Here is a 21,691-nt window from a genome sequence, read left to right as displayed (position 1 = left end):
CCGGACAGAACAATCGGAAGACAGCCCAGCAGGGCGCCAGTCAGTGCCCGAGCCACGACCACCGGAACCTGAGTATCAGCTTCGATGTCAGTGCCCGCTGCCAGGATGACCGCCATGAAACCGTTGCTTCTCACCGACATCGAGCGCGCCCTTCGTGACAGCTGGGGTGCCGACACCTGCACACCGGAGTTCCGTCCGCACTGGAGCCCGGACAACCCGGCCCGGGACCAGTGCGGTGTCACCGCGATGGTCCTCAACGACCTGCTGGGAGGCGAGCTGATCCGCGGAGAGGTCCACGTCGAGGGCGTGCGCACGGACTACCACTGGTGGAACCGCCTGGGCATGGGAATCGAGATCGACCTCACCCGCGAACAGTTCAGCCCGGAGGAGATCGTCACCGAGGGCATCGTCATCCCCCGACCGCCGACTTTCGTACGGCTGAGGGAGGAATACGAGCTCCTTCGCGCCCGAGTGGCAGAAAAACTCACCCAACGGCAGACGGCGAATCCCGTACCTGTCGCCGGCTAGGGGCTCTCTTACGGATCACTTGGCGGGGGTTCGATCTCCGGGCCTGCTGGCACTGGCGGGGCCGTTCCCTGCGACGATGCGCTTGTGAGTTATGACCTTGCGGTGTGGGACGGCGACCGTCCACTCGACCACCGCCAAGCGGGCTTGACCTACGACCAGCTCTACGAGCGCTACCTGGAGTCAGACGATGTCGTCGTGCCTCCGGCGCCACGCATCGTGGCGTATGTGGAAGCACTCGTCGCGCGATATCCGGATGACGTCGATCGCAGTGTCGTATGGGCGTCCCTGCCGGTTATCGAGGAGGCATCGGGCCCGATCGTGTACTTGCTCATGTCCTATGGCGAGGCGGAGGAGGTGTCCGGGTACGCCGCTACGCTGGCTCGCGAGCACGGACTCGTCTGCTTCGATCCGCAGGGAGAATGCCTCCGGCCCTGATCTGCTTGTTCGTTCAGCGGGCAGACCAGAGGAAGATGCCCGCGATGAGGAGGCCGGCGCCGTAGACTGTGGCGGTCTTCTCGTAACGCGTGGCGATGCCGCGCCACTGCTTCAGCCGGTTGATGCACCGCTCGACCGTATTGCGCTGCTTGTACGCCTCACGGTCGAAGGCGGGTGGGCGACCGCCGAGGCTGCCTCGACGAAGGCGGTGGCCCCGCTGGTCCGCCGGAACCGGAATCACCGCCCGGATGCCGCGCTTGCTCAGGTGGTCACGAATGGCGCGTGAGGAGTACGCCTTGTCGGCCAGGACCACATCCGGCCTGGTGCGAGGTCGTCCGCGTCGGCGCGGGACACGCAGGCGGCCCATCACCTCTACGAAAGCGGGTGCGTCACCGGCCTGGCCGGCGGTGAGCACGAAGGCCAGCGGCCGACAGTTGCTGTCGGCGGCGAGGTGAATCTTCGTGGTCAGCCCGCCGCGGGAGCGGCCGATGGCATGGTCGCCTGGCTCCTGGGCCGGGGCCCCTTTTTGCGAGCGCCGGCAGCGTGCCGGTGAACGCGCACGATGGTGGAGTCAACCGCAACGACCCAGTCCAGGTCGCCGTCGGCATCGGCCTGGGCGAGAAGCGCGGTAAACACACGCTCCCAAGTGCCATCGATGGCCCAGTTTCTTAGCCGCGTATAGACGCTCTTCCACGAGCCGTACTCGGCGGGCAGGTTCACCCACTGGGACCCCGTCCGGAACTTCCAGGCGATCGCATCGATCACCTGTCGATGATCACGCCACCGCCCGCCCCGCCTCGGCGTCCGATCAGGCAACAACGGCTCTATTCGCGCCCACTGCGCGTCAGTCAACGGCACAGGCAGACCAACGATCCGATGATCGGAAAGAAACGCCCTAGGCCCTGTCCGGGGCCCGGGGCCCGGGTGTTACGTCGGGTGGCGGGAGTGGGCGGAAACGGTGTCCTTACCTGCGAAGCGTAGGCAGGTAACAGGTTCTGGCTAGTGTCCGCCTCGGACGAAGTACACGCCAGGGCTGATCCATCCCGCTCCTTCTCCTCCCGCCGCTCTCGGCTTTTGTGCCGTACGGACGGTTCTCGCGTACGACCCGCGCATGATCCCGCGTACGACGCCCCGTGTACGGCCTGCCCGGCCGGTGATCAGCACCGCCCTGAACAGTCCTCACCTCACTCTCCCCAGGAGGCGCGGCATGAGCAGCGAGCCACAACTGATAGCGCCCGGCAGCGGTCAGGAGCCTCCCAGGCCGGAAGCCGAGTCCGGTCCAGCCGGTCCGGCCGATCCCGCAGGCCGGGCGGCCTCCGCCGGTCCCGCCGGCCCAGTCGGCCCCGCCGTCAGCGAGACCCTTGAGGACTACACCCTCCGCTTCGCGCCCCGCAGTTACCGCCGCTGGACGCCCATGGTCGTGGCCACCACCGCCCTCGGCGGCATCGCGTACCTCGCCGACTTCTCCATCGGCGCCGGCATCGGCTTCACGCATGGCACCGGCAACGCGCTGGCCGCCATCGCCCTCGCCGCCGCCGTCATCTTCGTCACCGGTTTCCCGCTCGCGTACTACGGCGCGCGGTACAACATCGATCTGGACCTGATCACCCGTGGTTCCGGATTCGGCTACTACGGCTCCGTACTGACCAGCGTCATCTTCGCCAGTTTCACCTTCATCTTCTTCGCCCTCGAAGGCTCGATCATGGCGCAAGGGCTGAAACTGGGACTGGGCCTGCCCTTGTGGGCGGGCTATCTGGTCTCCACCGTCATGGTGATTCCCCTGGTCATCTACGGTATGAAGGCGCTCAGCAAGCTCCAGGTCTGGACGACGCCCGTATGGCTCCTGCTGATGGCGGGCCCGCTCATCTATCTGATCGTCACCGACCCGGGCACGGTGGACCGTTGGCTGTCGTACGCAGGTACCGGTACTGGTACCGGCGGCGGCGACGGAGCCGTCAACACCGCCTCGGTGCTGCTCGGTGCGGGAGTGTGTCTGTCGCTCATCGCGCAGATCGGTGAGCAGATCGACTACTTGCGCTTCATGCCGCCCAAGACCGAGGCGAACCACCGCAGTTGGTGGGCGGCGGTGGTCATGGCCGGTCCCGGCTGGGTGGTGCTCGGGGCGCTCAAGCAGGCCATGGGCGTGTTCCTCGCCGTATACGTTCTCTCCGAGGTCGGACCGGCCGCGGCCACCGAGCCCATCCAGCAGTTCCGTGGTGCCTTCGACGCGATGATGCCGTCCTGGCTGGTCGTCCCGCTGGCGGTGGTCCTCGTCGTGATCAGCCAGATCAAGATCAATGTCACCAACGCCTACTCGGGATCACTGGCGTGGACCAACTCCGTCACCCGTGTCACCAAGCACTATCCGGGCCGGATGGTCTTCGTCCTGGTCAATCTGGCGTTCGCGCTGATCCTGATGGAAGCGGATATGTTCAGTTTTCTGAACAGCATCCTGGGCTTCTACTCCAACTGCGCGATCGCCTGGGTCGTGACCGTCGCCACCGACATCATGGTCAACAAATATCTGCTCAAACTCTCGCCGCTCGTACCGGAGTTCCGCCGCGGCATGCTGTACGCGGTCAACCCGGTCGGCGTCGTGGCCTTCACCGCCGCCTCGGGACTGTCCATCGCCATGTACTTCCATGTCCTGGGCGATGCGCTGCAACCGTACTCGGCGGTCGCCGCCGCCCTGATCGCGTTCGTCCTCACGCCGCTGATGGCCGTCGTCACCAAGGGCCGTTACTACCTGCGGCGCACCGGCGACGGCCTCGACGAACCGCTGCTCGACGCGGACGGCAACCCGAGCGCCGTCCCGTACGAATGCCACGTCTGCCGCCAGGAGTTCGAACGTACCGACGTGGCCGCCTGCCGTACGCACGACGCGGTGATCTGCTCGCTGTGCCTCAGCACGGACAAGACGGGCGCCCATCTGCTGCCCGCGGAGCCCGTCTCCGTCTCCTGACACGCGCGGTCAGACCTGCTCCGGGACCCGGGCCTCGCCGCGGAACACCTGCTGCGTGTGCCATTGGACGTGTTCGGGGGCCACGTGGGCGCTGCCGTTCTGCGGGCCGATGAGTGGGCGGCCGGTGAGGTCGAGTACGTGCGTCCTCGCCGCGGCGCTGTGGCCGACGAACTCCCGGGACACGGTGATCCGCCGGCTCGTCCCCGTGCCCGTACCCGTGCCTGTCCCCGTACCCGTACTCGTGTCCGCGTCGAGGCCGAGCACGCCGCGGTCGAAGAGCTTGTGGTGGAGGGAGCACAGACAGAGCGCGTTGGAGAGATCGTCCGGGCCTTTGAAGGCCCACCACTGGACATGGGCGGCCTCCAGCCCGACCGGCACGCGGCCGATCGAACCGTCGAAGCCGCAGAACGCGCAGCGGTACTCGTACGCCACGAGCACCTGCCTGCGCAGCTCGGCCGCCCGGCGCCGTACGTCGGCTGCCTCGGCCGCGTCCGTCGCGCCGGCCGGCACGGGCGCGCGCCGGGCTCCGTCGGCCAGGTCCAGGTCGAGGCCCACGTCGGCGGCGATGTCCGGGTGGAGCGAGGGCGGGAAGTGGAGGTCCAGCAGAAGATGTGCGAGCCGCCCGAGCAGCGCCGGATCCGCGTCCAGCGAGTCCCGCAGCCCCGGCACGAGCCGCCCTTGCGCACCACTGGCCCGCAGTACGCGTACACCCGTGCCCGGACTGGCCGTACCGCCGTCGGTGCGCACCTCCCAGACACCGTCACTGGTGAGATGGTGGAACGGATACGCGGGCGAAGTCCTGCGCGGCGGACCGTAATCCCGCAACAGCTCCGCCAGATCCTCCTCGACCTCCGAGTACCGCAGCTCCCTGCCGGGCTCGCGCTGAAACCAGCCCAGCGCATACAGCATCAACAGCGGCTTGTGCGGCGCGCGTTCACCACCATTGGTCCACTGCCGCAGCTTCCCGACCCGCTCGACCCAGTCCATGGCAGCCGACTGTAACCGGCAGCCTTCGCTCCCCGACCGGCGTGAGGCGCAACCGACTCGGGAAGCAGTCGTAGGGTCAGCAGCAGTCCATGGCAGCCGAGTGTGATTCGGGGCCGCCGCCCTGTCTGCGCAGTTCCTGGTCAACAACTGTCGGTTCAAGCAGCGTGCGGCACGAAGGAGAGGTGCGTTTCCTCCGTGTCGATGGATACGTCCAGCTTCGCGTCCAGGCCCACTGCCAGCGCGCGCATCAACGGAAGCGTGGGAGCTGTCCCGCCGCCCTCGATGCGTTCGATGTCCTCAAGGGACAGCGCGGTCAGTTCGGCGAGTGACGCTTGATCGATGCCCAACGCCGTACGCCGGTCGTAGACGGCCTGCCCCAGTGCGATGGCGGCCCCAGCCTCGATGTACGCCGGATCGGCTCGATGTTCCTCGGGAATCGTCCACGAGGTGTGATATCCCGCGCTCACGCTTGCTCCCCGAACGTCCGGTGATACGTCGCCCCGGCGCCAGCCAGTAGGTGAGACGGACGGCGTCGGGACCCAACAGGAACCGGAGCTCTCTGACGGGGCCGCTCAGGTGCCGGGAGTATGGCTCGCCGAGCGTCGTGGGTGTCTCGGCGAGCCGGTCGGCGTGGCGTTCCACCGCGCGGTAGTGCTCGCGCGGCAGACCGTCCAGCCAAGCCCTGACCTCGGGTTCGATCTCGATGTCGTAGCGATCTTCCACTGGGGGAAGCGTAGGCGCCCATCAAGGGCTAGCGGTTGATCCGGACGGGTATCACCCGATTGTGTGGTTGGGGCCGCGGCGGGCGGTCAGCCTTCGGCCTTGGCCACGCCTATCGGGCAGGAGACTCCTGTGCCGCCCAGGCCGCAGTAGCCTGCTGGGTTTTTGTCGAGGTACTGCTGGTGGTAGGCCTCGGCCGGGTAGAAGGTGCGGCCTGTTGAGGGGAGGATTTCTGTGGTGATCGTGCCGTGGCCGGAGTCTGTCAGGACCTGCTGGTAGGCGTCGCGGGAGGCGTCTGCGGCTTTGGCCTGGGCGGGGGAGTGGGTGTAGATCGCGGAGCGGTACTGGGTGCCTACGTCGTTGCCCTGGCGGAAGCCCTGCGTGGGGTTGTGGGACTCCCAGAAGAGCTTCAGCAGCTCGGCGTACGAGATCACCTTGGGGTCGTAGACGACACGGACCGCCTCGGTGTGGCCCGTGAGGCCGGAGCAGACCTCTTCGTAGGTCGGGTTCGGCGTGGTGCCGCCCTGGTAGCCGACGAGCGTCGTCCAGACGCCGGCCTTCTGCCAGAACGTGCGCTCGGCGCCCCAGAAACAGCCCAGGCCGAAGTCGGCGACCTCCAGGCCCACCGGATACGGGCCGAGCAGAGGATTGCCGAGGACCGTGTGGCGGGAGGGCACCGGGAAGTCGCGCTCGGGGCGGCCGGGCAGCGTCTGCTCCGGGGTGGGAAGCTCGGGGGTGCGGCGGGTCAGGAACATCTCAGGTCTCCTCAGGTCTCCTCGGCTGTGGGGTCCTGCTCTGACAACGTACCGGCCGCCTCGGACATTCCGTGAAGCCCGCCGTACCCGGCCCTGCGCTGGGCTTGTGCACCGGCCACGCCCCCCGTCCCCCGCTACCTCGGCAGCGTCGCCGGATCCCCGCCGTTCGCCTCGTAGCCCGCCACCGCCAGCGCCCGGTACACCGCGTACACCGCCGCCGGATCGCCCTCCAGCGTCCACGGCAGCGCGCCGACATGGCCGTCCACCTGTACGAGCTGGTTCATCGCCTCCGACCAGCGTTCCTGGCGTACGAGGAAGAGGATCAGCAGATGCCGTACATGCGCGAGCATCGGATCGTTGGACCGCGCCGCGTGGACCGCGAAGAGCGCGCCCTCCACCGCCTTGCTCACCACCGCGCTCCGGTAGAAGCTCTGCACCAGATTGACCTCGGGCAGATGCTCGTACACCGCGAACAGCGGCAGCGCCGCCAGCAGTGATCCTCGCGGCGCGCGCGCCGCGGACGTCGTCGCGAAGTGGTCGGCCTCCTCGCGCGAGCCGTGCCACTTCTCGCACCAGTAGTGCAGCGCCGCGAGATGCGCGCCCATGTGCGCCGGCGCGCGGTCGATCACCTTCGCCCAGAGCTGGTCGAACCGCTCGGGCGGATAGCCGAGTCCGCGCGCCACGGCCAGCTCGGTGATGTACGGCACCGGATCGCCGGGCGCCAGCAGCGCCGCCTCGCCGCAGACCGTACGGGCCTCCTCCAGGATGATCCGGAAGTCGTCGGTCCCGGCGGCCGAGGACCGCCAGGCCTGCTGCACCAGGAACTCCGCGTGCACCGCCGCGCCGCCCGCGTCCTTCGGCGAATCGGCCCGCCAGGCCCGCAGCCAGGCACCGCCGACGCCGGGCCGCTGCTGAAGCTCCAGCGAGGCCGCGCCCGCGAACGCCTGGACGCGCTGCCAGCGCACCTCGCCCTCCTTGCCGGTGCCCGCGAGCAACTGCGCGGCGGCCCGCCAGTCCTGCGTGTGCTGGACGACATCGAGTACGTCGAGGAGATCCTGGTCCGGGCCGGGCAGCCGGATGTCCAGCTCCTCCTGGCGCACGAATCCGTACGCGGCCGGATCGGCGGCGTCGGGCGAACCGGGCGCGACCTGGCGGATACCGCCGCGGCGGCGCATGACGTACGGGCCGATGACCGCGGCCAGCAGGCCCATCGCGATCAGGAACCAGAGAATCTCCATGGCCCCATTGTCCCGGACGCCATGCGGCGCGTACCCGGCCGGTGTCCACCGCCCGTACCCGCACCTGACCACCCGTACCCGTACCCCGCGCCCGTGCGCGCCGATCCGGCCACCCGCCCGGCCACCCGGCCCACCGTCCAGCCGCGTCCAGCCGCGCGTGTGCCCCGTGCCCCATGTCCGGCGCTACGCTCGGGCCTCATGAGCCAGCAGCACACCAGCGAGCAGCACGCCGACGAGTCCGCCGCGCACCATCGCTTCGAGACTCTCGCCATCCACGCGGGCAACACCGCCGACCCACTCACCGGCGCGGTCGTTCCGCCGATCTACCAGGTCTCCACCTACAAGCAGGACGGAGTGGGCGGGCTGCGCGGCGGTTACGAGTACAGCCGCAGCGCCAATCCCACCCGTACCGCGCTGGAGGAGAACCTCGCGGCGCTGGAGGGCGGCCGGCGCGGCCTCGCCTTCGCGTCGGGTCTCGCGGCCGAGGACTGCCTGCTCCGTACGCTGCTGGCGCCCGGCGACCATGTCGTGATCCCGGACGACGCCTACGGCGGCACCTTCCGGCTCTTCGCGAAGGTTCTCTCGCGCTGGGGCGTGGACTTCTCGGTCGCCCACACCTCCGACCCGGCGGCGGTACGGGCCGCGCTCACGCCCCGTACGAAGGTCATCTGGGTCGAGACGCCGTCGAACCCGCTCCTCAACATCACCGACATCGCCGGTCTCGCCGGGATCGCGCGCTCGGCCGGGGCCCGGCTCGTCGTCGACAACACCTTCGCCAGTCCCTATCTCCAGCAGCCGCTCGCGCTGGGCGCGGACGTCGTCGTCCACTCGACCACCAAGTACATGGGCGGACACTCGGACGTCGTGGGCGGCGCGCTGGTCGTGGACGACGCCGAGCTCGCGGACGAACTCGCCTACCACCAGAACGCGATGGGCGCCGTCGCCGGACCGTTCGACGCGTGGCTGGTGCTGCGGGGCATCAAGACGCTCGCCGTACGGATGGACCGGCACTGCGAGAACGCGACGCGGATCGCGGAGATGCTCACCAAGCACCCGCGGGTCTCGAAGGTCCTCTATCCGGGCCTGCCGGAGCACCCGGGCCACGAGGTCGCCGCGAAGCAGATGAAGGCGTTCGGCGGGATGATCTCCTTCCAGGTCGACGGCGGCGAGGAGGCGGCGGTGGCGGTCTGCGACCGCGCGAAGCTCTTCACGCTGGGCGAGTCCCTGGGCGGTGTCGAGTCGCTGATCGAGCACCCGGGCCGGATGACACACGCGTCGGCGGCGGGCTCGGCGCTGGAGGTGCCGTCCGACCTCGTCAGGCTGTCGGTGGGCATCGAGTCGGGAGACGATCTGCTGGCGGACCTCCAGCAGGCGCTGGGCTAGGCCATGCTCTGCTGAAACAGTCTGAAGTGCCGTACGGCGTACGTACGTTCAGCCGGCCGCCGTTCAGCCGGCCGTCGCCGGTACCGGCCTACCACTCCAGCGGCGGCGTCGTCTCGGCCGGCGGCACCGCCCACGGGTGCGCGACGGACGCCCAGACCGTGAACACGACCACGGCGGCGAACAGCAGCGTCCACAGCACCCGGTGCACGGCGCGGCGGCGGTGCAGCAGCCGTACGCCGAGTTCGGTGGCGCGCGGTACGAGATCGCCGGGCACGGCGGGCCGGCCCGTCTCCAGCATCCGCCGTACCTCCGCCGCCTTGCGGTCGTGGCGCTCGTGCCCGCTCACGGCCCCGCCTCCCGCGGCTGCACCGCGCCCGGACCGGCGCCCGCGCCCAGTGAACCCACCGCGCGGGCGCCGGCCGACGGTCGGAGGACGGGCTTCTGCCGCATTGTTCTGATCGCGCGTGCGCAGATCGCGTGGACGCGCTCCACCGGAAGGCCGATCAGAGCCGCTGTCTGCTCCTCGGCCACGCCCTCGTACAGCCGCAGGACCAGTACGACGCGCTCCTGCGGACCGAGCCGCGCCAGTACGCCCGCCGTGGGACGGCGCCGGTGCGGATGCCAGGCGGTACGGGCGAAACGGAGGGCGAGATCCTGGCGGGTGCGGTCGTACGGGTCCTCGCCGCGCAGCCGGTCCCAGTCCGCGTATGTACGGGCCAGCGCGGCGACCAGCAGACGCTGGGCGCGCGGCGCCGCGTCCAGGGGCTCGCCCGTGAGCAGCGCCGCCACATGCAGCAGCCGGCCGCCCGCACCCGCGGCGAACGCCTCGAACTCACGGGCGCGGCGGCGATCCATGACAGTCCACCGCTCTCGCACGTCTCAATTGACGCGAGTTAGCAGACCACGGTCAAGAGTGCCTTTCGAGCACAGGCAGGCACAGACGGGCACAGGCCGACCATGAGCCTCCGGGCCGGCTACGAGCAGGCCGGCTACCAGCAGACCGGCTACGAGTCCCCGGCGGCGTCCCGTTCGTCCGTACCGCCCTCGCCCGGCTGCTGTCCCGCCGCCCGCGCCGACAGTGCTCCGTTGAACCTGGTCAGCAGCGTGGTGAAGGACTTCCGTTCGTCGGCCGTCCAGCCGCCCGTGACCTGTGCCATCAGTTCGCGCCGTGACGAGCGGACCTCCTCCAGCCTCGCCAGCCCGCGCGCCGAGAGCTGAAGCACGACCGCACGGCCGTCCTCCGGGTGCGAAGTGCGTTTGACCAGGCCGGTGTCGACGAGCGGCGCCACCTGCCGGGTGACCGTGGAGGAGTCGATGCCCATGCCCGCGGCCAGGGCCTTGACACCCATCGGGCCCTCCTGGTCGAGCCGGTTGAGCAGCAGATACGCGGCGCGGTCCATGGAGTTGCGGACCTGGCCGACACCGCCGAGCCGGGTCTGTTCGGCCCGCCGGGCGAAGACGGCCACCTGGTGCTGGAGTGCATCGAGGAGGCCGGCGTCGGCCAAGGGTTCGGAGCCCAAGGGTTCGGAACCCAGGGAGTCGGAACCCAAAGGTTCGGAGCCCAAGGATTCGGAAGCCGAAGGCGCGGAACCCAAGGGTTCTGAGGCCATCTCCCGGGAGGCCGACGCAGCGGAAGTCATGTCCTGAATGGGGGGCATGGCTGGGGGCTCTCTTGTGCGGGGGTCGGTTGGTGGGGGACAGAGTACGCGTGGATGACGCCGCCCGTACCCGAGCTGCGTAAACCCATGGGCAGGGATTCACGGTCGGCGGTCGTCGGCGGCCGTCGCCGGTCATGGACCGCCGCCGGCCCGGTGAGCTGCGAGACTGACAACCATGAGCTTCGGTACGTCCCGCCCCGTGCGTCCCTTGATCCTCGATGACATCCGAGGAGCACAGAAGATGCTCTCCGGCGTCGCGAGGACGACCGCGATGGAGGGCAGCAGATATCTGACGCAGCTCGTCGGTGCTCCCGTCCATCTCAAGTGCGAGAACCTCCAGCGCACCGGTTCGTTCAAGCTGCGCGGCGCCTACGTACGGATCGCCGGTCTCTCGCCGGAGGAGCGCGCGGCGGGCGTCGTCGCGGCCAGCGCGGGCAACCACGCGCAGGGCGTCGCGCTCGCCTCCACTCTCCTCGGTGTGCGGTCGACGGTGTTCATGCCGGTCGCGGCGCCGCTGCCCAAGGTCGCGGCCACCCGCGACTACGGCGCCGAGGTCCGGCTGCACGGACAGGTCGTGGACGAGACGCTGGCCGCCGCGCAGGAGTACGCCCGCGACACCGGCGCGGTCTTCATCCATCCCTTCGACCACCCGGACGTCATCGCCGGACAGGGCACGGTCGGGCTGGAGATCCTGGAGCAGTGCCCGGAGGTACGGACGGTCGTCGTCGGGATCGGCGGCGGCGGACTGGCCGCGGGCATCGCGCTCGCGGTGAAGTCCGTACGGCCCGAGGTGCGGGTGATCGGCGTACAGGCGGAGGGCGCCGCCGCGTACCCGCCCTCGCTGCGCGCGGGCCGGCCGATGGCGATAGAGGCACCGCAGACGATGGCGGACGGCATCAAGGTGGGCCGGCCCGGCGACGTACCGTTCCAGATCATCCAGGAGCTGGTCGACGAGGTCCGTACGGTCTCCGAGGACGCGCTGTCCAGCGCGCTGCTGCTCTGTCTGGAACGGGCGAAGCTGGTCGTGGAGCCCGCGGGCGCGAGCCCTGTGGCCGCGCTGCTCAGCGATCCCGGGGCCTTCCGCGGACCGGTGGTGGCGGTGCTCTCGGGCGGCAATGTGGATCCGGTGCTGATGCAGCGCATCCTGCGGCACGGTATGGCCGCGGCCGGACGCTATCTGAGTCTGCGGGTACGGGTGACGGACCGGCCGGGCGCGCTGGCGACGATGCTCACGGTGTTGTCAGTGGCGGATGCCAATGTTCTCGATGTGAGCCATGTACGGACCGATCCACGGCTCGGGCTGGCGGAGGCGGACGTGGAGGTGCATCTGGAGACGAAGGGCCCGGAGCACTGCGCGGAGGTGGAGACGGCACTGCGGACGGCGGGCTACACGGTCCTTCGATAAGGCGGGGGAGCGGGGCGGGCGCGGGCGTACGGTTTTCTTTACTTCAGGCTTACATCTGCCTCTTGTGGGTCGCGATGTATCGCGTTACCGTGCTGCGTCAGCAAGCACTGACCAAGCACTGACAGCAAGCACCGACACCGAGCACCACAGCGATCCCACTGGAGAAACCTCATGCCAGGCGCCATCTACGCCGAAGGCCTGGTGAAGACCTTCGGCGATGTAAGGGCTCTGGACGGCGTCGATCTCGATGTTCCCGAAGGCACGGTTCTGGGGCTTCTCGGACCCAACGGCGCGGGCAAGACCACCGCCGTACGGGTACTGACCACCCTGCTCCAGCCCGACAGCGGCAAGGCCGTGGTCGCGGGCATCGACGTCCTCAAGCACCCCAACGAAGTCCGCCGCTCCATCGGCCTCTCCGGCCAGTTCGCGGCAGTGGACGAGTATCTGACCGGCCGCGAGAATCTGCGGATGGTCGGCCAGCTCTACCAGATGAGTTCCCGGGCCGCCAAGGCCCGCGCGGACGAGCTGCTGGAGCGCTTCAATCTCGCCGACGCGGCGGACCGTACGGCCAAGACGTACTCCGGCGGTATGCGCCGCCGGCTCGACCTCGCCGCCGCGCTCGTCGTCTCGCCGCCCGTGATGTTCATGGACGAGCCGACGACCGGCCTCGACCCGCGCAACCGGCAGCAGCTCTGGGGCATCATCCAGGAGCTGGTGGCCGGTGGTACGACTCTGCTGCTCACCACGCAGTATCTGGAGGAGGCCGACCATCTGGCCCATGACATCTGTGTCGTGGACCACGGCCGGGTCATCGCCCGTGGCACCGCCGACCAGCTCAAGGCCCGTACGGGCGGCGAGCGCGTCGAGGTCGTCGTACACGAGCACGACCGGATCGACACCGCACGCACCGTGCTCGCGGCCCTCGGCAAGGGCGGCGAGGCGACGGTGACGGTTGACGAGCACACCCGCAAGCTGACGGTCCCGGTCACCGGCGGCGCCAAGCTGCTCGCCGAGGTCATCAGGGAGCTGGACACGCGTGGCGTCGAGATCGACGACATCGGTCTGCGCCGTCCGACCTTGGACGATGTCTTCATCTCCCTGACCGGACACGCGGCCGAGGCCGAGGACACGGCCAAGTCCGAGGCCGCGGCCAAGTCCGCCAAGCTCGCCAAGAACACGAAGGAGGCCGGGAAGTGACCGTCACCACGGAAGCCGCACCGACCGCGGCCCCTCGCCCGCGCGGCGGGATCGTTCAGTCGGCCACCGACTCGCTGGTCGTCGCCCGCCGCAATCTGATCCGGATGACCAGGATTCCCGAGGTCATTCTGTTCGGGCTGATCCAGCCGATCATGTTCGTGGTGATGTTCAGCTATGTCTTCGGCGGCTCACTCCAGGTGGCCGGCAGCGTCAATGCCGATGTCTACCGCAACTTCCTGATGGCCGGGATCTTCGCCCAGACCGTGACCTTCGCCACGGCAGGCGCGGGCGCCGGGATCGCCGACGACATGCACAAGGGCCTCATCGACCGGTTCCGCTCGCTGCCCATGGCGCGAGGCGCGGTCCTCACCGGCCGTACGCTCGCCGATCTGGTGCAGACCGCGCTCACCGTGGTGGTGCTCGCGATCGTCGCCGTGCTCGTCGGCTGGCGTATCCACGAGGGCCTGCCGAAGGCGCTCGGCGCGTTCGGGCTGCTGCTCCTGCTCGGTTACGCCTTCTCCTGGATCGGCGCGCTGATCGGGCTGTCCGTCCGTACGCCGGAGGCCGCCACCTCGGGCGGGCTGATCTGGCTCTTCCCGGTGACCTTCATCTCGAACGCCTTCGTGGACACCAGCGGGATGACGGCATGGCTGCGGCACATCGCCGACTGGAATCCGTTCAGCGCGACGGTGCAGGCCTGCCGGGTGCTGTTCGGCAACCCGGGAGTCTCGGAGTCCACCGCCTGGCCCATGGAGCATCCGGTGCTGGCCTCGCTGGCCTGGTCGGTCCTGATCATCGCGGTGTTCCGGACGCTGGCGGTACGGAAATACCGCTCGGCGACGGCGTGAGATCCGTACGTACGCCATTGAGGGCCATGACGGCCTGACGTCCGTACGCCATACGGAGACAGCCCCCGATACGGAAACAGCCCCCGGCTCCCATGGGAACAGCGTCCATGGACCGGGGGCTGTCGCGCTCAGCCCTGGTACGGCTTGGCGGCCAGGATCTTCACGGAGGCCTTCTTGCCGTTGGGCAGTTCGTACTCCGCGGTGTCGCCGACCTTCTTGCCGTTCACACCGCTGCCCAGCGGGGACTGCGGCGAGTAGGTCTCGATCTCCGAGCTGGCGTACTCGCGGGAGGCCAGCAGGAAGTCCAGCGTGTCGTCCGGATCGCCGTCGAAGGCGATCGTCACGACCATGCCGGGCTCGACCACACCGTCGTCCGCCGGCGCCTCGCCGACCTTCGCCTTCTGCAGGAGCTGGGTGAGCTGGCGTACGCGGAGCTCCTGCTTGCCCTGCTCCTCCTTGGCCGCGTGGTACCCGCCGTTCTCCCGGAGGTCGCCCTCCTCACGGGCCGCCGCGATCTTCATGGCGATCTCGGTGCGGGCGGGACCAGACAGGTACTCCAGCTCGGCCTTCAGCTGGTTGTACGCCTCCTGGGTGAGCCAGGTGACGTTTTCGCTGGTCTGGGTCACAGGTGCTCCTCGTAGGTACCGGGAATACAAAGCAACGCCCTACCCAGAAGAATGTTTCCTTCTCGGTCGGGCGAAACCACGAGCCTAACAATTTCGTGGCGCGAGGGGGAGGACGAAAGCCATCAGATTTACGTCGACGCAGGTCAGCGGCGAGACGTACGGCGGGTCCGACAGCCGAAGTAGGGAGTTCCTGGACGATGCGGTCGACGCGGGCGCGGCGCAGGAACAGGGCTCAGTCCGACGTACAGCCCAGCAGCTCCGCGCTGGTCGCGGTCGCCGTCGTACGCACGGTGAAGACCTGGTCGATCCTGGTCTCGCCGGGGCCGAAGCGTACGTCCTTGCGGCCCACCTCGGCGCCGTTCTCCGCGAGGGAGCGCAGCGTACAGCTGCCGCCGGCGTCCCGGTCCTTGCGGACTTCCAGATGGACTTCCACAGAGGTGGCGGAAACCACCTTGAACTTGATGAGCTCGCCGGAGACACTGCGATCGACTACATAGTGGTAGCCGAACCAGCCGATCAGGGCGATCAGCGCGGTGCCGAGGACGGCGCCGGTGATCCGCAGCCGGTGATCCGCGTGCTCGTCCGCCGAGCGGCCGTAACGGCCGGGGGGGAGCTGCTCGCGCACCACAGCCATGATCGTCCCTTTCCGCGTCGGGCGGCCGGAATTTCCGCCCCCGGGTATCCGTCACTATAGAAGCCGTCCGATGCGACGAATCACTGAGGATCGAGTCTTGACTGAGCAGCTACGGCTGATGGCCGTTCACGCCCACCCCGACGACGAGTCGAGCAAAGGCGCGGCCACGATGGCCAAGTACGTGTCCGAGGGGGTGGACGTGCTGGTCGTGACCTGCACGGGTGGCGAGCGCGGCTCCATCCTCAACCCCAAGCTCCAGGGTGACGCCTATATCGAGGAGCACATCCACGAGGTCCGTAAAAAAGAGATGGAGGAGGCGCGCCAGATCCTCGGTGTCGAGCAGGAGTGGCTGGGCTTTGTCGACTCCGGGCTGCCTGAGGGCGATCCGCTGCCGCCGCTGCCCGAGGGCTGCTTCGCGCTGGAGGACGTGGACGAGGCGGCGGGCCGGCTGGTGCGGCTGATCCGCTCGTTCCGGCCGCAGGTCATCACGACGTACGACGAGAACGGCGGCTATCCGCACCCCGACCACATCATGACGCACAAGATCTCGATGGTGGCGTTCGATGCGGCGACGGACAAGGAGAAGTATCCGGAGGACGAGTTCGGTCCGGTCTGGCAGCCGCAGAAGCTCTACTACAACCAGGGCTTCAACCGGCCGCGTACGGTCGCGCTGCACGAGGCGCTGCTGGCGCGCGGTCTGGAGTCGCCGTACGGGGCCTGGCTGGAGCGGTGGAAGGAGATCGAGCGCGAGGAGCGGACGCTGACCACGCATGTCCCGTGCGCGGACTTCTACGAGATCCGGGACAAGGCGCTGATCGCGCACGCCACGCAGATCGACCCGGACGGCGGCTGGTTCCGGGTGCCGATGGACATCCAGCGGGAGGTCTGGCCGACGGAGGAGTACGAGCTGGCGAAGTCCCTCGTCGATACGTCCCTCCCCGAGAGCGACCTCTTCGCGGGCATCCGCGACAATGCCTGATATGTATGCGACCCAGGCAATGACGCACATGCTGCCGCTCGCCAAGGAGCTGGACGAGAACAAGGTGACGCCCGGTGTGCTCGGGTTCATCGTGTTCGCGGTGATGGCGGGTGGTGTGTGGCTGCTGATGAAGTCGATGAACCGGCACATGAGCATGGTCAACTTCGAGGAGACCCCGAAGCCGGAGGAGACCTCGAAGCCGGAGAAGACGCCGGCCACGACCTCGACCTCGACCTCGCCGAAGCCGCCGCACGCCGAGTCGGATTGACGCGTCTGCCACAGTACTGGCCGCCCCGGCCCCGGGGCGGCCAGTACTGACGGGCGCGGCGAGCCCGCCGCGTACCTCAGCCGCGCCCTCCCGCGCGTCCTACGCCGGTGTCGTTTCCACCGGTACGCCCATGACCTCGCGGGCGTGGCGGGTGGGGACCATGCCCAGATGCCAGGCCTGCCAGCCGTCGTCCAGGGATACGCCTCGGCGGAGCATGACCGTGTAGGCGTCCGCGCAGTCCTCCAGTTTGCCGTCGCGGAGCGCGTGGCGGGCGGCGGTCAGGTCCGTCAGCTCCTGTTCGGCCACCGCCGAGCCGACCTCGGTACCGCCCGCCGAGGCGTACGGCAGCAGCGTGCAGCGCAGGAAGCGGGACCAGTCGGTGCCGCGCTCGTCGCCGTACGAGGCGAAGAGCGCCGTCGCCTCGTCGCAGAGCTGGAGCGCCTGGGCCGCGCGGTTGTTGCCCGCGTCGATGATGGCCAGTTCCAGACAGGTCCACGCCTCGCCGTGGGCCACGCCGATACGGTGGAAGTCGGCGCGGGCGTCGACCAGGAGCTGACGGGCGAAGCCCGAGTTGCGGAGATTGCCGGTCTGGGCGGCGCGCTGGTCGCGGGTGACCCGGCCCGAGTGGTGCCGGGCACAGGCCAGACCATATACGTCCCGCATCCGCGAGAACATCGTGCGGGCGCGTTCCAGCTCCCGTACCGCCTCGTCGCGGCTGCCGTTCTCCTCCAGCGCCTGGCCCAGGTAGTAGAGCGTCCAGGCTTCGCCGCGCGCGTCCTCGTTCTCCCGGTGGCGGGCGAGCGCGTCACGGAGCCCGCCGACCGCCGGGCCCGGTTCGCCGTCGACCAGACGCGCCCGCGCGAGCTGGGTCAGCGCCCAGGCCTCGCCGCGGCCGTCGCGGGTCCTGCCGTACAGCTCCAGCGCCTCGCCCAGCTCGGCCTCCGCCCGCACCACATCGCCCATGCGCAGACAGACCTGGCCGAGCTGGAAGTGCGACCAGGCCTCGCCGTGGACGGACTCGCTCTCGCGGTGCAGCACCAGCGCCGTGGAGAGCAGCGTGAGCGCCTCCGCGAGGCCGCCGCGGTCGCGTTCGACCGCGGCGAGGGCGTGCAGCGTCCAGGCGCGGTCCGCCGCCAGCTCGTCGCCGGACTGGAGCGCCAGCGCCTCGCGCAGCTTCGCCGACGCCTCGGGCAGATTGCCCTGGTGGTGCAGGGTGATGCCCAGCGAGCAGAGGGCGCGCGCCGCGCCCGCGTCGTGCTGCGCCTCGCGGTAGAGATCGACCACCGAGGTCAGGGTGGAGCGCGCCTTGTCCAGCTCGCCGAGCTGACGGGCCGCGATACCCGTACGCCACTGGACCGAGCGTACGAGCAGCCCTTGGTCCACCGCCTGCGTCAACTCGCTGATCTCGCCCAGCCGGTAGAGATCGCCGCGCAGCAGGCAGTAGTCGCAGAGCGCGCCGAGCAGATCGAGCACGGCCTGCTGGTCGACGCCCTCCGCGTGCCGCAGTGTGGCCGTGATGAAGCTGGACTCCTCGTCCAGCCAGCGCAGCGCCGCGTCCAGGGAGGAGAAGCCGTGCGCGCCCGCCGCGGTCTTGAAGAGGTCCGCGCGCGTCGATGTCTTGCCGTCGACCAGCCGGATCACGGAGTCGGCCAGCTCCGCGTAGTTGCGGATGAGGCGCTCCTGCGCGGCGGTACGGTCGGCCTCCTGCTCCTCCTCGCGCAGCCGCGCCTGCGCGAAGGTCCGTACGGCGTCGTGCAGCCGGTAGCGGCCGGACCGTACCGGATCGATCAGACCGGCCCGGGACAGTGTGGTCAGCAGCTGTGCCGCCGCCTGCTCGTCGGTGCGCCCGTCTGTGCGCTCGTTCGTGCGTCCGTCTGTGCGTCCGTCCGGGCGCTCGTTCGTGTGCTCGTCCGTCGCCAGCAGCGCCGCCGCGGCGGCGGCGCCCAGGGACGCGCGGCCGGCCAGCGCGAGCCGGCGCAGCAGCCGGCGGGCCTGCTCGGACTGGTCGGTGTAGCGCAGCCACAGCGCGCGCTCGACCGGCTCCACGGGGCCGTACGCGGCGAGATCCGCGGCCAGGGACTGGGCGGTACGGGTGCCGAGCGAGGATCCGGCGACACACAGGGCGAGCGGCAGCCCGCCGCACAACTCCCGTACCTTGTCGGCGGCTTGGGCGTCGTACGGCACGTCGGCAGAACCGGAGCCGGTGCTGGCCCCGGAGCCCGAGCCCGAGCTGGACCCGGAGCCGCCGCCGGACTCCGAGCCGCTTCCGGCCGCCGCGGCCACCGCCCGCAGCAGTTCCTCCGCGCCCGCGCCGTCCAGCGCCTCCACCGGCAGGTGGTGCACCCAGGCCGGTACATCGGCGGGCAGATCGAGCGGCCGGCGCGCCGTCACCAGCACCAGGCTCTCCGAGCGCTCCGGCACCAGCGTTCTGACCTGCTCGGGATCGGAGGCGTCGTCCAGGACGACCGTCACCGGCAGGCCCGTCAGATGCTGGTGGTACAGCTCGCTCAGCCGCCGTACCTGCTGCTCCGGAGAGGACCGCTCACGGAAGAGGAGCTGCTCGCGCGGCGCGCCGAGCCGGTTCAGCAGATGCAGCAGCGCGTCGCGCGTCGACAGTGGCGCCTCGCCCGCGTCGCCGCCGCGCAGATCGACGACGCACGCCCCGCGGAACTGGTCCTTGAGCCGGTGCGCCGCCCGTACGGCCAGCGCGGTGCGGCCGGAGCCCGGATCGCCGTGGATCACCACCACGGTCGGCCTGGTCTCCGTCGAGGCGCGGGCCGCGTGGACCCACTGCGCGATCTGCGCCATCTCGGCGCGGCGCCCGGCGAACGGCCCGTCGGGCTGCGGGAGATGGGCGAAGGACTGCTCAAGGACGGTGCGCCGGCGCGCGGCGGCGCTGCGGTCGCCGCCACGGAGCTGCGGTACGGACTTCTTGGTGGTGGTGCGGCGGGTCGCGGAGGTGAGCACGCGCTGCTGGTCGAGGAACGGGCGGATGCCCCGTACCTCCAGCGCCGTCAGCCACTGGAGCCGTAGCTGCTCGGTGCCGCCGGGCTGGCCGGCCGCGCCCGCGCGCTGATGGGCGGCGGGCCAGTGGGACGCGGTCACCTTGGCGACGGTGGTGGCGGCGCCGGCGACGGCGACCACGGCGCCCGCGCCGAGCGCGACGCCCGTGGCGGTGCCCAGCGCGACATCCGCGCCGACCGCGGCGGCGGTGGCAACGGCCGTGACCAGCACGGGCGTTCCGATGGACTGCCGGCTGAACCGGTGCGACAGTGGCCGCCGCTCCGCCTCCGCCGCCTCCATGGCCCGCGCGTAGGCGGCGTACTCCTCGGCCGCTCCGGACGCCATGGCATCCAGCGCGCTCCGCCCTCGCGCCAGCAGCGCGTTCCCGTCGGTCCGGCCGCCGGAGCGCCGCACCTCCTCCTCCACGGCACGCACCAACAGCCGCTCGGCTTCGGCCCGGTGGCTCTCCCGCATAAGCGTCCCCCTCCGCAAGCACTGGATGGAGGGACATTGTCCTGTGCCGACCCCACGAACGCGAGACCAGCCCGCCGGAGTTCCTCCCACGCGCGCAGTCGTACGCGGTTGCGCGTCCTCACTCCGGCCAGGCGCCGACAACGTCCCGAGGCCCCCAGACAAGCCCGATACGGTCCGAGGCGATGCCGGCCGTCATGCCGGCACGGGAGGCCACGACCAGGCCGGTGCTGCCCGGAACGAACCCGGGAAGCTGCGCCACGCCCTGTTCCAGCGCGGTGAGGTCGTGCTGATCGAATGGGCTGGTCAGCCATTTGACGGAGCCGGCGAAGAACAGCGTGCCGGCCACGGGTGCGCGGTCGGCACCGACCAGATCGATCTCCGGGCTGAACTGCCGGTTCCACCAGCCTCCCACCGTCCCGGTCTCCGGCCAGGGGAAGTCGCCGTCCATCGCGGCCAGTTCGAGGGATTCGCGGATCAGCGGCTCCACGGCACGGCCCCGCCAGGAGGCCCAGCGCCGCCGCACCAGCCCGAAGGCCGCCTCCGGGCGCCCGCGCCGGGTCTGTTCCTGCGCGGACCGCAGGGCCGCGAGATACAGCCGCAGATTGCTGTCCGCGACGCGGTAGAGCGCGGGCTTCCCGGGCTTGACGGAGAGCGGGCTGTCCACCGCGAGCACCCGCTTCTCCTCCGAGAGCCGGTGCAGTATCGGCGAGAGCACACCCGAGGGCAGGGCGCCGCTGCGGCTTCCCGCAGTGGCCGCGATGTTCGTGTGGGTACGGTCGCCGCCGCCGATCGCCTCCAGCACCCGGCGGGACTGGTCGGGCGCCGGGAACTCGGCCATGAGCGCCGCTTCGGGCACACCGAACAGCGGGGAGGCCGGGTCGGCGCACTCCGCCTCGATGAAGTCGAGGGCGGGTGTCGCATGAGGCCAGGCGCGCAGGATGCCGGGCAGGCCGCCGGAGACCAGATGCGCGTCGATGGCGTCGGAGGCGTCGAGTCCGAGGGCGCTTCCGGTCTCCGCGGGATTGAGCGGGCCGAGTACGAAGCTGTCGGCGCGGCCGTAGAAGGGCCGGTCGTAGGCGGTGAGCCGCTCCATCATGTGCAGATCGCTGCCGAGCAGCAGGAGCAGCACGGGCCGCTGGGACAGCAGACGGTCCCACGCCGTCTGGAGAGCGCCGTCGAAGACCTGATCCTGCTCCGCCAGCCAGGGCAGCTCGTCGAGTACGACCACACCGGGCGCGTCCGAGAGCGCGGAGGCCAGCAGCCGGAAGGCGTCAGGCCAGTTCGAGGGCGGACTCGCCGAGAGCAGGGCGCCGTCGCCCGGGAGGAGCTGTGACTCGCGCAGTTCGGTGTGGAAGGCGGCGAGTGCCTCCAGGGACGAGGCGCCCTTGGTGGCGGTGAAGAAGAGATAGGGAAGCCGCGCCCGGTCGCAGAACTCCTGCACCAGCCGCGACTTGCCCACCTGCCGCCGCCCCCGGATGGCCACGGCGGTACCGGACCCGGTCGCGAGAGTGCGGTCGAGACGCTTGCGCAGCAGATTCAGCTCGGCACCGCGGCCGACGAAGGGTGTGGAGGCCATCGCTGCTCCCGCAAG

At 70.0% G+C, this 21,691-nt stretch carries 21 protein-coding genes and 1 pseudogene; 9 read left to right on the top strand and 13 right to left on the bottom strand.

Annotated features, from left to right (window positions below; genetic code table 11):
• The first annotated feature begins 114 nt into the window (after nt 1–114).
• The gene (locus ACFV6H_RS36045) at nt 115–528 is read left to right on the top strand and encodes a hypothetical protein (RefSeq protein ID WP_385550881.1); all 414 of its coding nucleotides are present in this window, start codon (nt 115–117) and stop codon (nt 526–528) included.
• A gap of 84 nt (nt 529–612) precedes the next feature.
• On the top strand, nt 613–963 hold the full coding sequence (locus ACFV6H_RS36040; RefSeq protein ID WP_385550879.1) for a hypothetical protein: 351 nt from the start codon (nt 613–615) through the stop codon (nt 961–963).
• 13 nt (nt 964–976) lie between these two features.
• On the opposite strand, the gene ACFV6H_RS36035 is transcribed toward ACFV6H_RS36040, so the two are convergent.
• Nucleotides 977–1,827, bottom strand: a protein-coding gene (locus tag ACFV6H_RS36035) for an IS5 family transposase (protein WP_385550887.1) whose coding sequence is annotated in 2 segments (ribosomal slippage) — nt 977–1,488 and nt 1,488–1,827 — 852 coding nt in all. Because the reading frame shifts where the segments join, the coding sequence is not laid out codon by codon here.
• A 343-nt stretch (nt 1,828–2,170) separates the two neighbouring features.
• Between ACFV6H_RS36035 and ACFV6H_RS36030 the strand changes: the two genes are divergently transcribed.
• Nucleotides 2,171–3,925 carry an allantoin permease gene (locus ACFV6H_RS36030; protein WP_385550877.1) on the top strand — a complete coding sequence of 585 codons (1,755 nt, stop codon included), beginning with the start codon at nt 2,171–2,173 and terminating at the stop codon, nt 3,923–3,925.
• Between the two features lie 9 nt (nt 3,926–3,934).
• Here ACFV6H_RS36030 and ACFV6H_RS36025 read toward each other — a convergent pair whose 3' ends face one another.
• From ACFV6H_RS36025 to ACFV6H_RS36005, 5 genes and pseudogenes are all read right to left on the bottom strand, one after another.
• Nucleotides 3,935–4,912, bottom strand: a complete 978-nt coding sequence (locus tag ACFV6H_RS36025) for a phosphorothioated DNA-binding restriction endonuclease (protein ID WP_385550875.1) — start codon at nt 4,910–4,912, stop codon at nt 3,935–3,937.
• A gap of 155 nt (nt 4,913–5,067) precedes the next feature.
• Nucleotides 5,068–5,379 (bottom strand): helix-turn-helix domain-containing protein, encoded by a 312-nt coding sequence (locus ACFV6H_RS36020; protein WP_385550889.1) that lies wholly within the window; start codon nt 5,377–5,379, stop codon nt 5,068–5,070.
• 22 nt (nt 5,380–5,401) lie between these two features.
• Nucleotides 5,402–5,635 (bottom strand): annotated as a pseudogene (locus ACFV6H_RS36015) (type II toxin-antitoxin system RelE/ParE family toxin); the annotation flags it as partial.
• A gap of 86 nt (nt 5,636–5,721) precedes the next feature.
• Nucleotides 5,722–6,387, bottom strand: a complete 666-nt coding sequence (gene msrA, locus ACFV6H_RS36010; RefSeq protein WP_385550873.1) for a peptide-methionine (S)-S-oxide reductase MsrA — start codon at nt 6,385–6,387, stop codon at nt 5,722–5,724.
• A gap of 134 nt (nt 6,388–6,521) precedes the next feature.
• Complete coding sequence (locus ACFV6H_RS36005) at nt 6,522–7,625, bottom strand: hypothetical protein (protein ID WP_385550870.1); 1,104 nt, start codon at nt 7,623–7,625, stop codon at nt 6,522–6,524.
• Nucleotides 7,626–7,823: 198 nt separating this feature from the next.
• Between ACFV6H_RS36005 and ACFV6H_RS36000 the strand changes: the two genes are divergently transcribed.
• Nucleotides 7,824–9,008: a cystathionine gamma-synthase gene (locus ACFV6H_RS36000; protein WP_384982090.1), complete on the top strand. Its 1,185-nt coding sequence runs from the start codon at nt 7,824–7,826 to the stop codon at nt 9,006–9,008.
• An 88-nt stretch (nt 9,009–9,096) separates the two neighbouring features.
• Here ACFV6H_RS36000 and ACFV6H_RS35995 read toward each other — a convergent pair whose 3' ends face one another.
• The 3 genes from ACFV6H_RS35995 to ACFV6H_RS35985 form a co-directional block, all read right to left on the bottom strand.
• Nucleotides 9,097–9,354 (bottom strand): hypothetical protein, encoded by a 258-nt coding sequence (locus tag ACFV6H_RS35995; protein WP_385550868.1) that lies wholly within the window; start codon nt 9,352–9,354, stop codon nt 9,097–9,099.
• Entirely contained in the window at nt 9,351–9,863 is a 513-nt protein-coding gene (locus ACFV6H_RS35990) for a sigma factor-like helix-turn-helix DNA-binding protein (protein WP_385550866.1), read from the bottom strand. The genes ACFV6H_RS35995 and ACFV6H_RS35990 overlap by 4 nt, the downstream gene beginning before the upstream one ends.
• 149 nt (nt 9,864–10,012) lie before the next feature.
• Complete coding sequence (locus ACFV6H_RS35985) at nt 10,013–10,666, bottom strand: MarR family winged helix-turn-helix transcriptional regulator (protein ID WP_384784931.1); 654 nt, start codon at nt 10,664–10,666, stop codon at nt 10,013–10,015.
• A 175-nt stretch (nt 10,667–10,841) separates the two neighbouring features.
• On the opposite strand from ACFV6H_RS35985, the gene ilvA reads away from it, so the two are divergent.
• The 3 genes from ilvA to ACFV6H_RS35970 all read left to right on the top strand — a co-directional run bounded on the left by ilvA (nt 10,842) and on the right by ACFV6H_RS35970 (nt 14,116).
• Nucleotides 10,842–12,071: a threonine ammonia-lyase gene (gene ilvA / locus ACFV6H_RS35980; protein WP_384784934.1), complete on the top strand. Its 1,230-nt coding sequence runs from the start codon at nt 10,842–10,844 to the stop codon at nt 12,069–12,071.
• Nucleotides 12,072–12,242: 171 nt separating this feature from the next.
• Nucleotides 12,243–13,268 (top strand): ATP-binding cassette domain-containing protein, encoded by a 1,026-nt coding sequence (locus ACFV6H_RS35975; RefSeq protein ID WP_385550863.1) that lies wholly within the window; start codon nt 12,243–12,245, stop codon nt 13,266–13,268.
• Nucleotides 13,265–14,116, top strand: a complete 852-nt coding sequence (locus ACFV6H_RS35970; protein WP_385550861.1) for an ABC transporter permease — start codon at nt 13,265–13,267, stop codon at nt 14,114–14,116. Before ACFV6H_RS35975 ends, ACFV6H_RS35970 begins: the two co-directional genes overlap by 4 nt.
• Before the next feature lie 128 nt (nt 14,117–14,244).
• On the opposite strand, the gene greA is transcribed toward ACFV6H_RS35970, so the two are convergent.
• Both greA and ACFV6H_RS35960 read right to left on the bottom strand, forming a co-directional pair.
• On the bottom strand, nt 14,245–14,742 hold the full coding sequence (gene greA / locus ACFV6H_RS35965) for a transcription elongation factor GreA (RefSeq protein WP_384784943.1): 498 nt from the start codon (nt 14,740–14,742) through the stop codon (nt 14,245–14,247).
• A 232-nt stretch (nt 14,743–14,974) separates the two neighbouring features.
• The gene (locus ACFV6H_RS35960) at nt 14,975–15,376 is read right to left on the bottom strand and encodes a DUF4307 domain-containing protein (protein WP_385550859.1); all 402 of its coding nucleotides are present in this window, start codon (nt 15,374–15,376) and stop codon (nt 14,975–14,977) included.
• A gap of 97 nt (nt 15,377–15,473) precedes the next feature.
• Between ACFV6H_RS35960 and mca the strand changes: the two genes are divergently transcribed.
• Nucleotides 15,474–16,355, top strand: coding sequence for a mycothiol conjugate amidase Mca (gene mca / locus ACFV6H_RS35955; protein ID WP_385550857.1), 882 nt, complete (start codon nt 15,474–15,476; stop codon nt 16,353–16,355).
• 1 nt (nt 16,356) lies between these two features.
• On the top strand, nt 16,357–16,623 hold the full coding sequence (locus ACFV6H_RS35950; RefSeq protein ID WP_385550855.1) for a hypothetical protein: 267 nt from the start codon (nt 16,357–16,359) through the stop codon (nt 16,621–16,623).
• Between the two features lie 99 nt (nt 16,624–16,722).
• On the opposite strand, the gene ACFV6H_RS35945 is transcribed toward ACFV6H_RS35950, so the two are convergent.
• Nucleotides 16,723–20,100 (bottom strand): tetratricopeptide repeat protein, encoded by a 3,378-nt coding sequence (locus ACFV6H_RS35945; RefSeq protein ID WP_385550853.1) that lies wholly within the window; start codon nt 20,098–20,100, stop codon nt 16,723–16,725.
• Between the two features lie 118 nt (nt 20,101–20,218).
• Nucleotides 20,219–21,676: an ATP-binding protein gene (locus ACFV6H_RS35940; protein WP_385550851.1), complete on the bottom strand. Its 1,458-nt coding sequence runs from the start codon at nt 21,674–21,676 to the stop codon at nt 20,219–20,221.
• Between the last annotated feature and the right edge of the window lie 15 nt (nt 21,677–21,691).

Source organism: Streptomyces sp. NPDC059743 (assembly GCF_042732975.1).
In the GTDB taxonomy this organism is placed as follows: domain Bacteria; phylum Actinomycetota; class Actinomycetes; order Streptomycetales; family Streptomycetaceae; genus Streptomyces.
The sequence above is the reverse complement of the archived record's forward strand: the minus strand, read 5'-3'. Positions and strand labels throughout refer to the sequence as shown.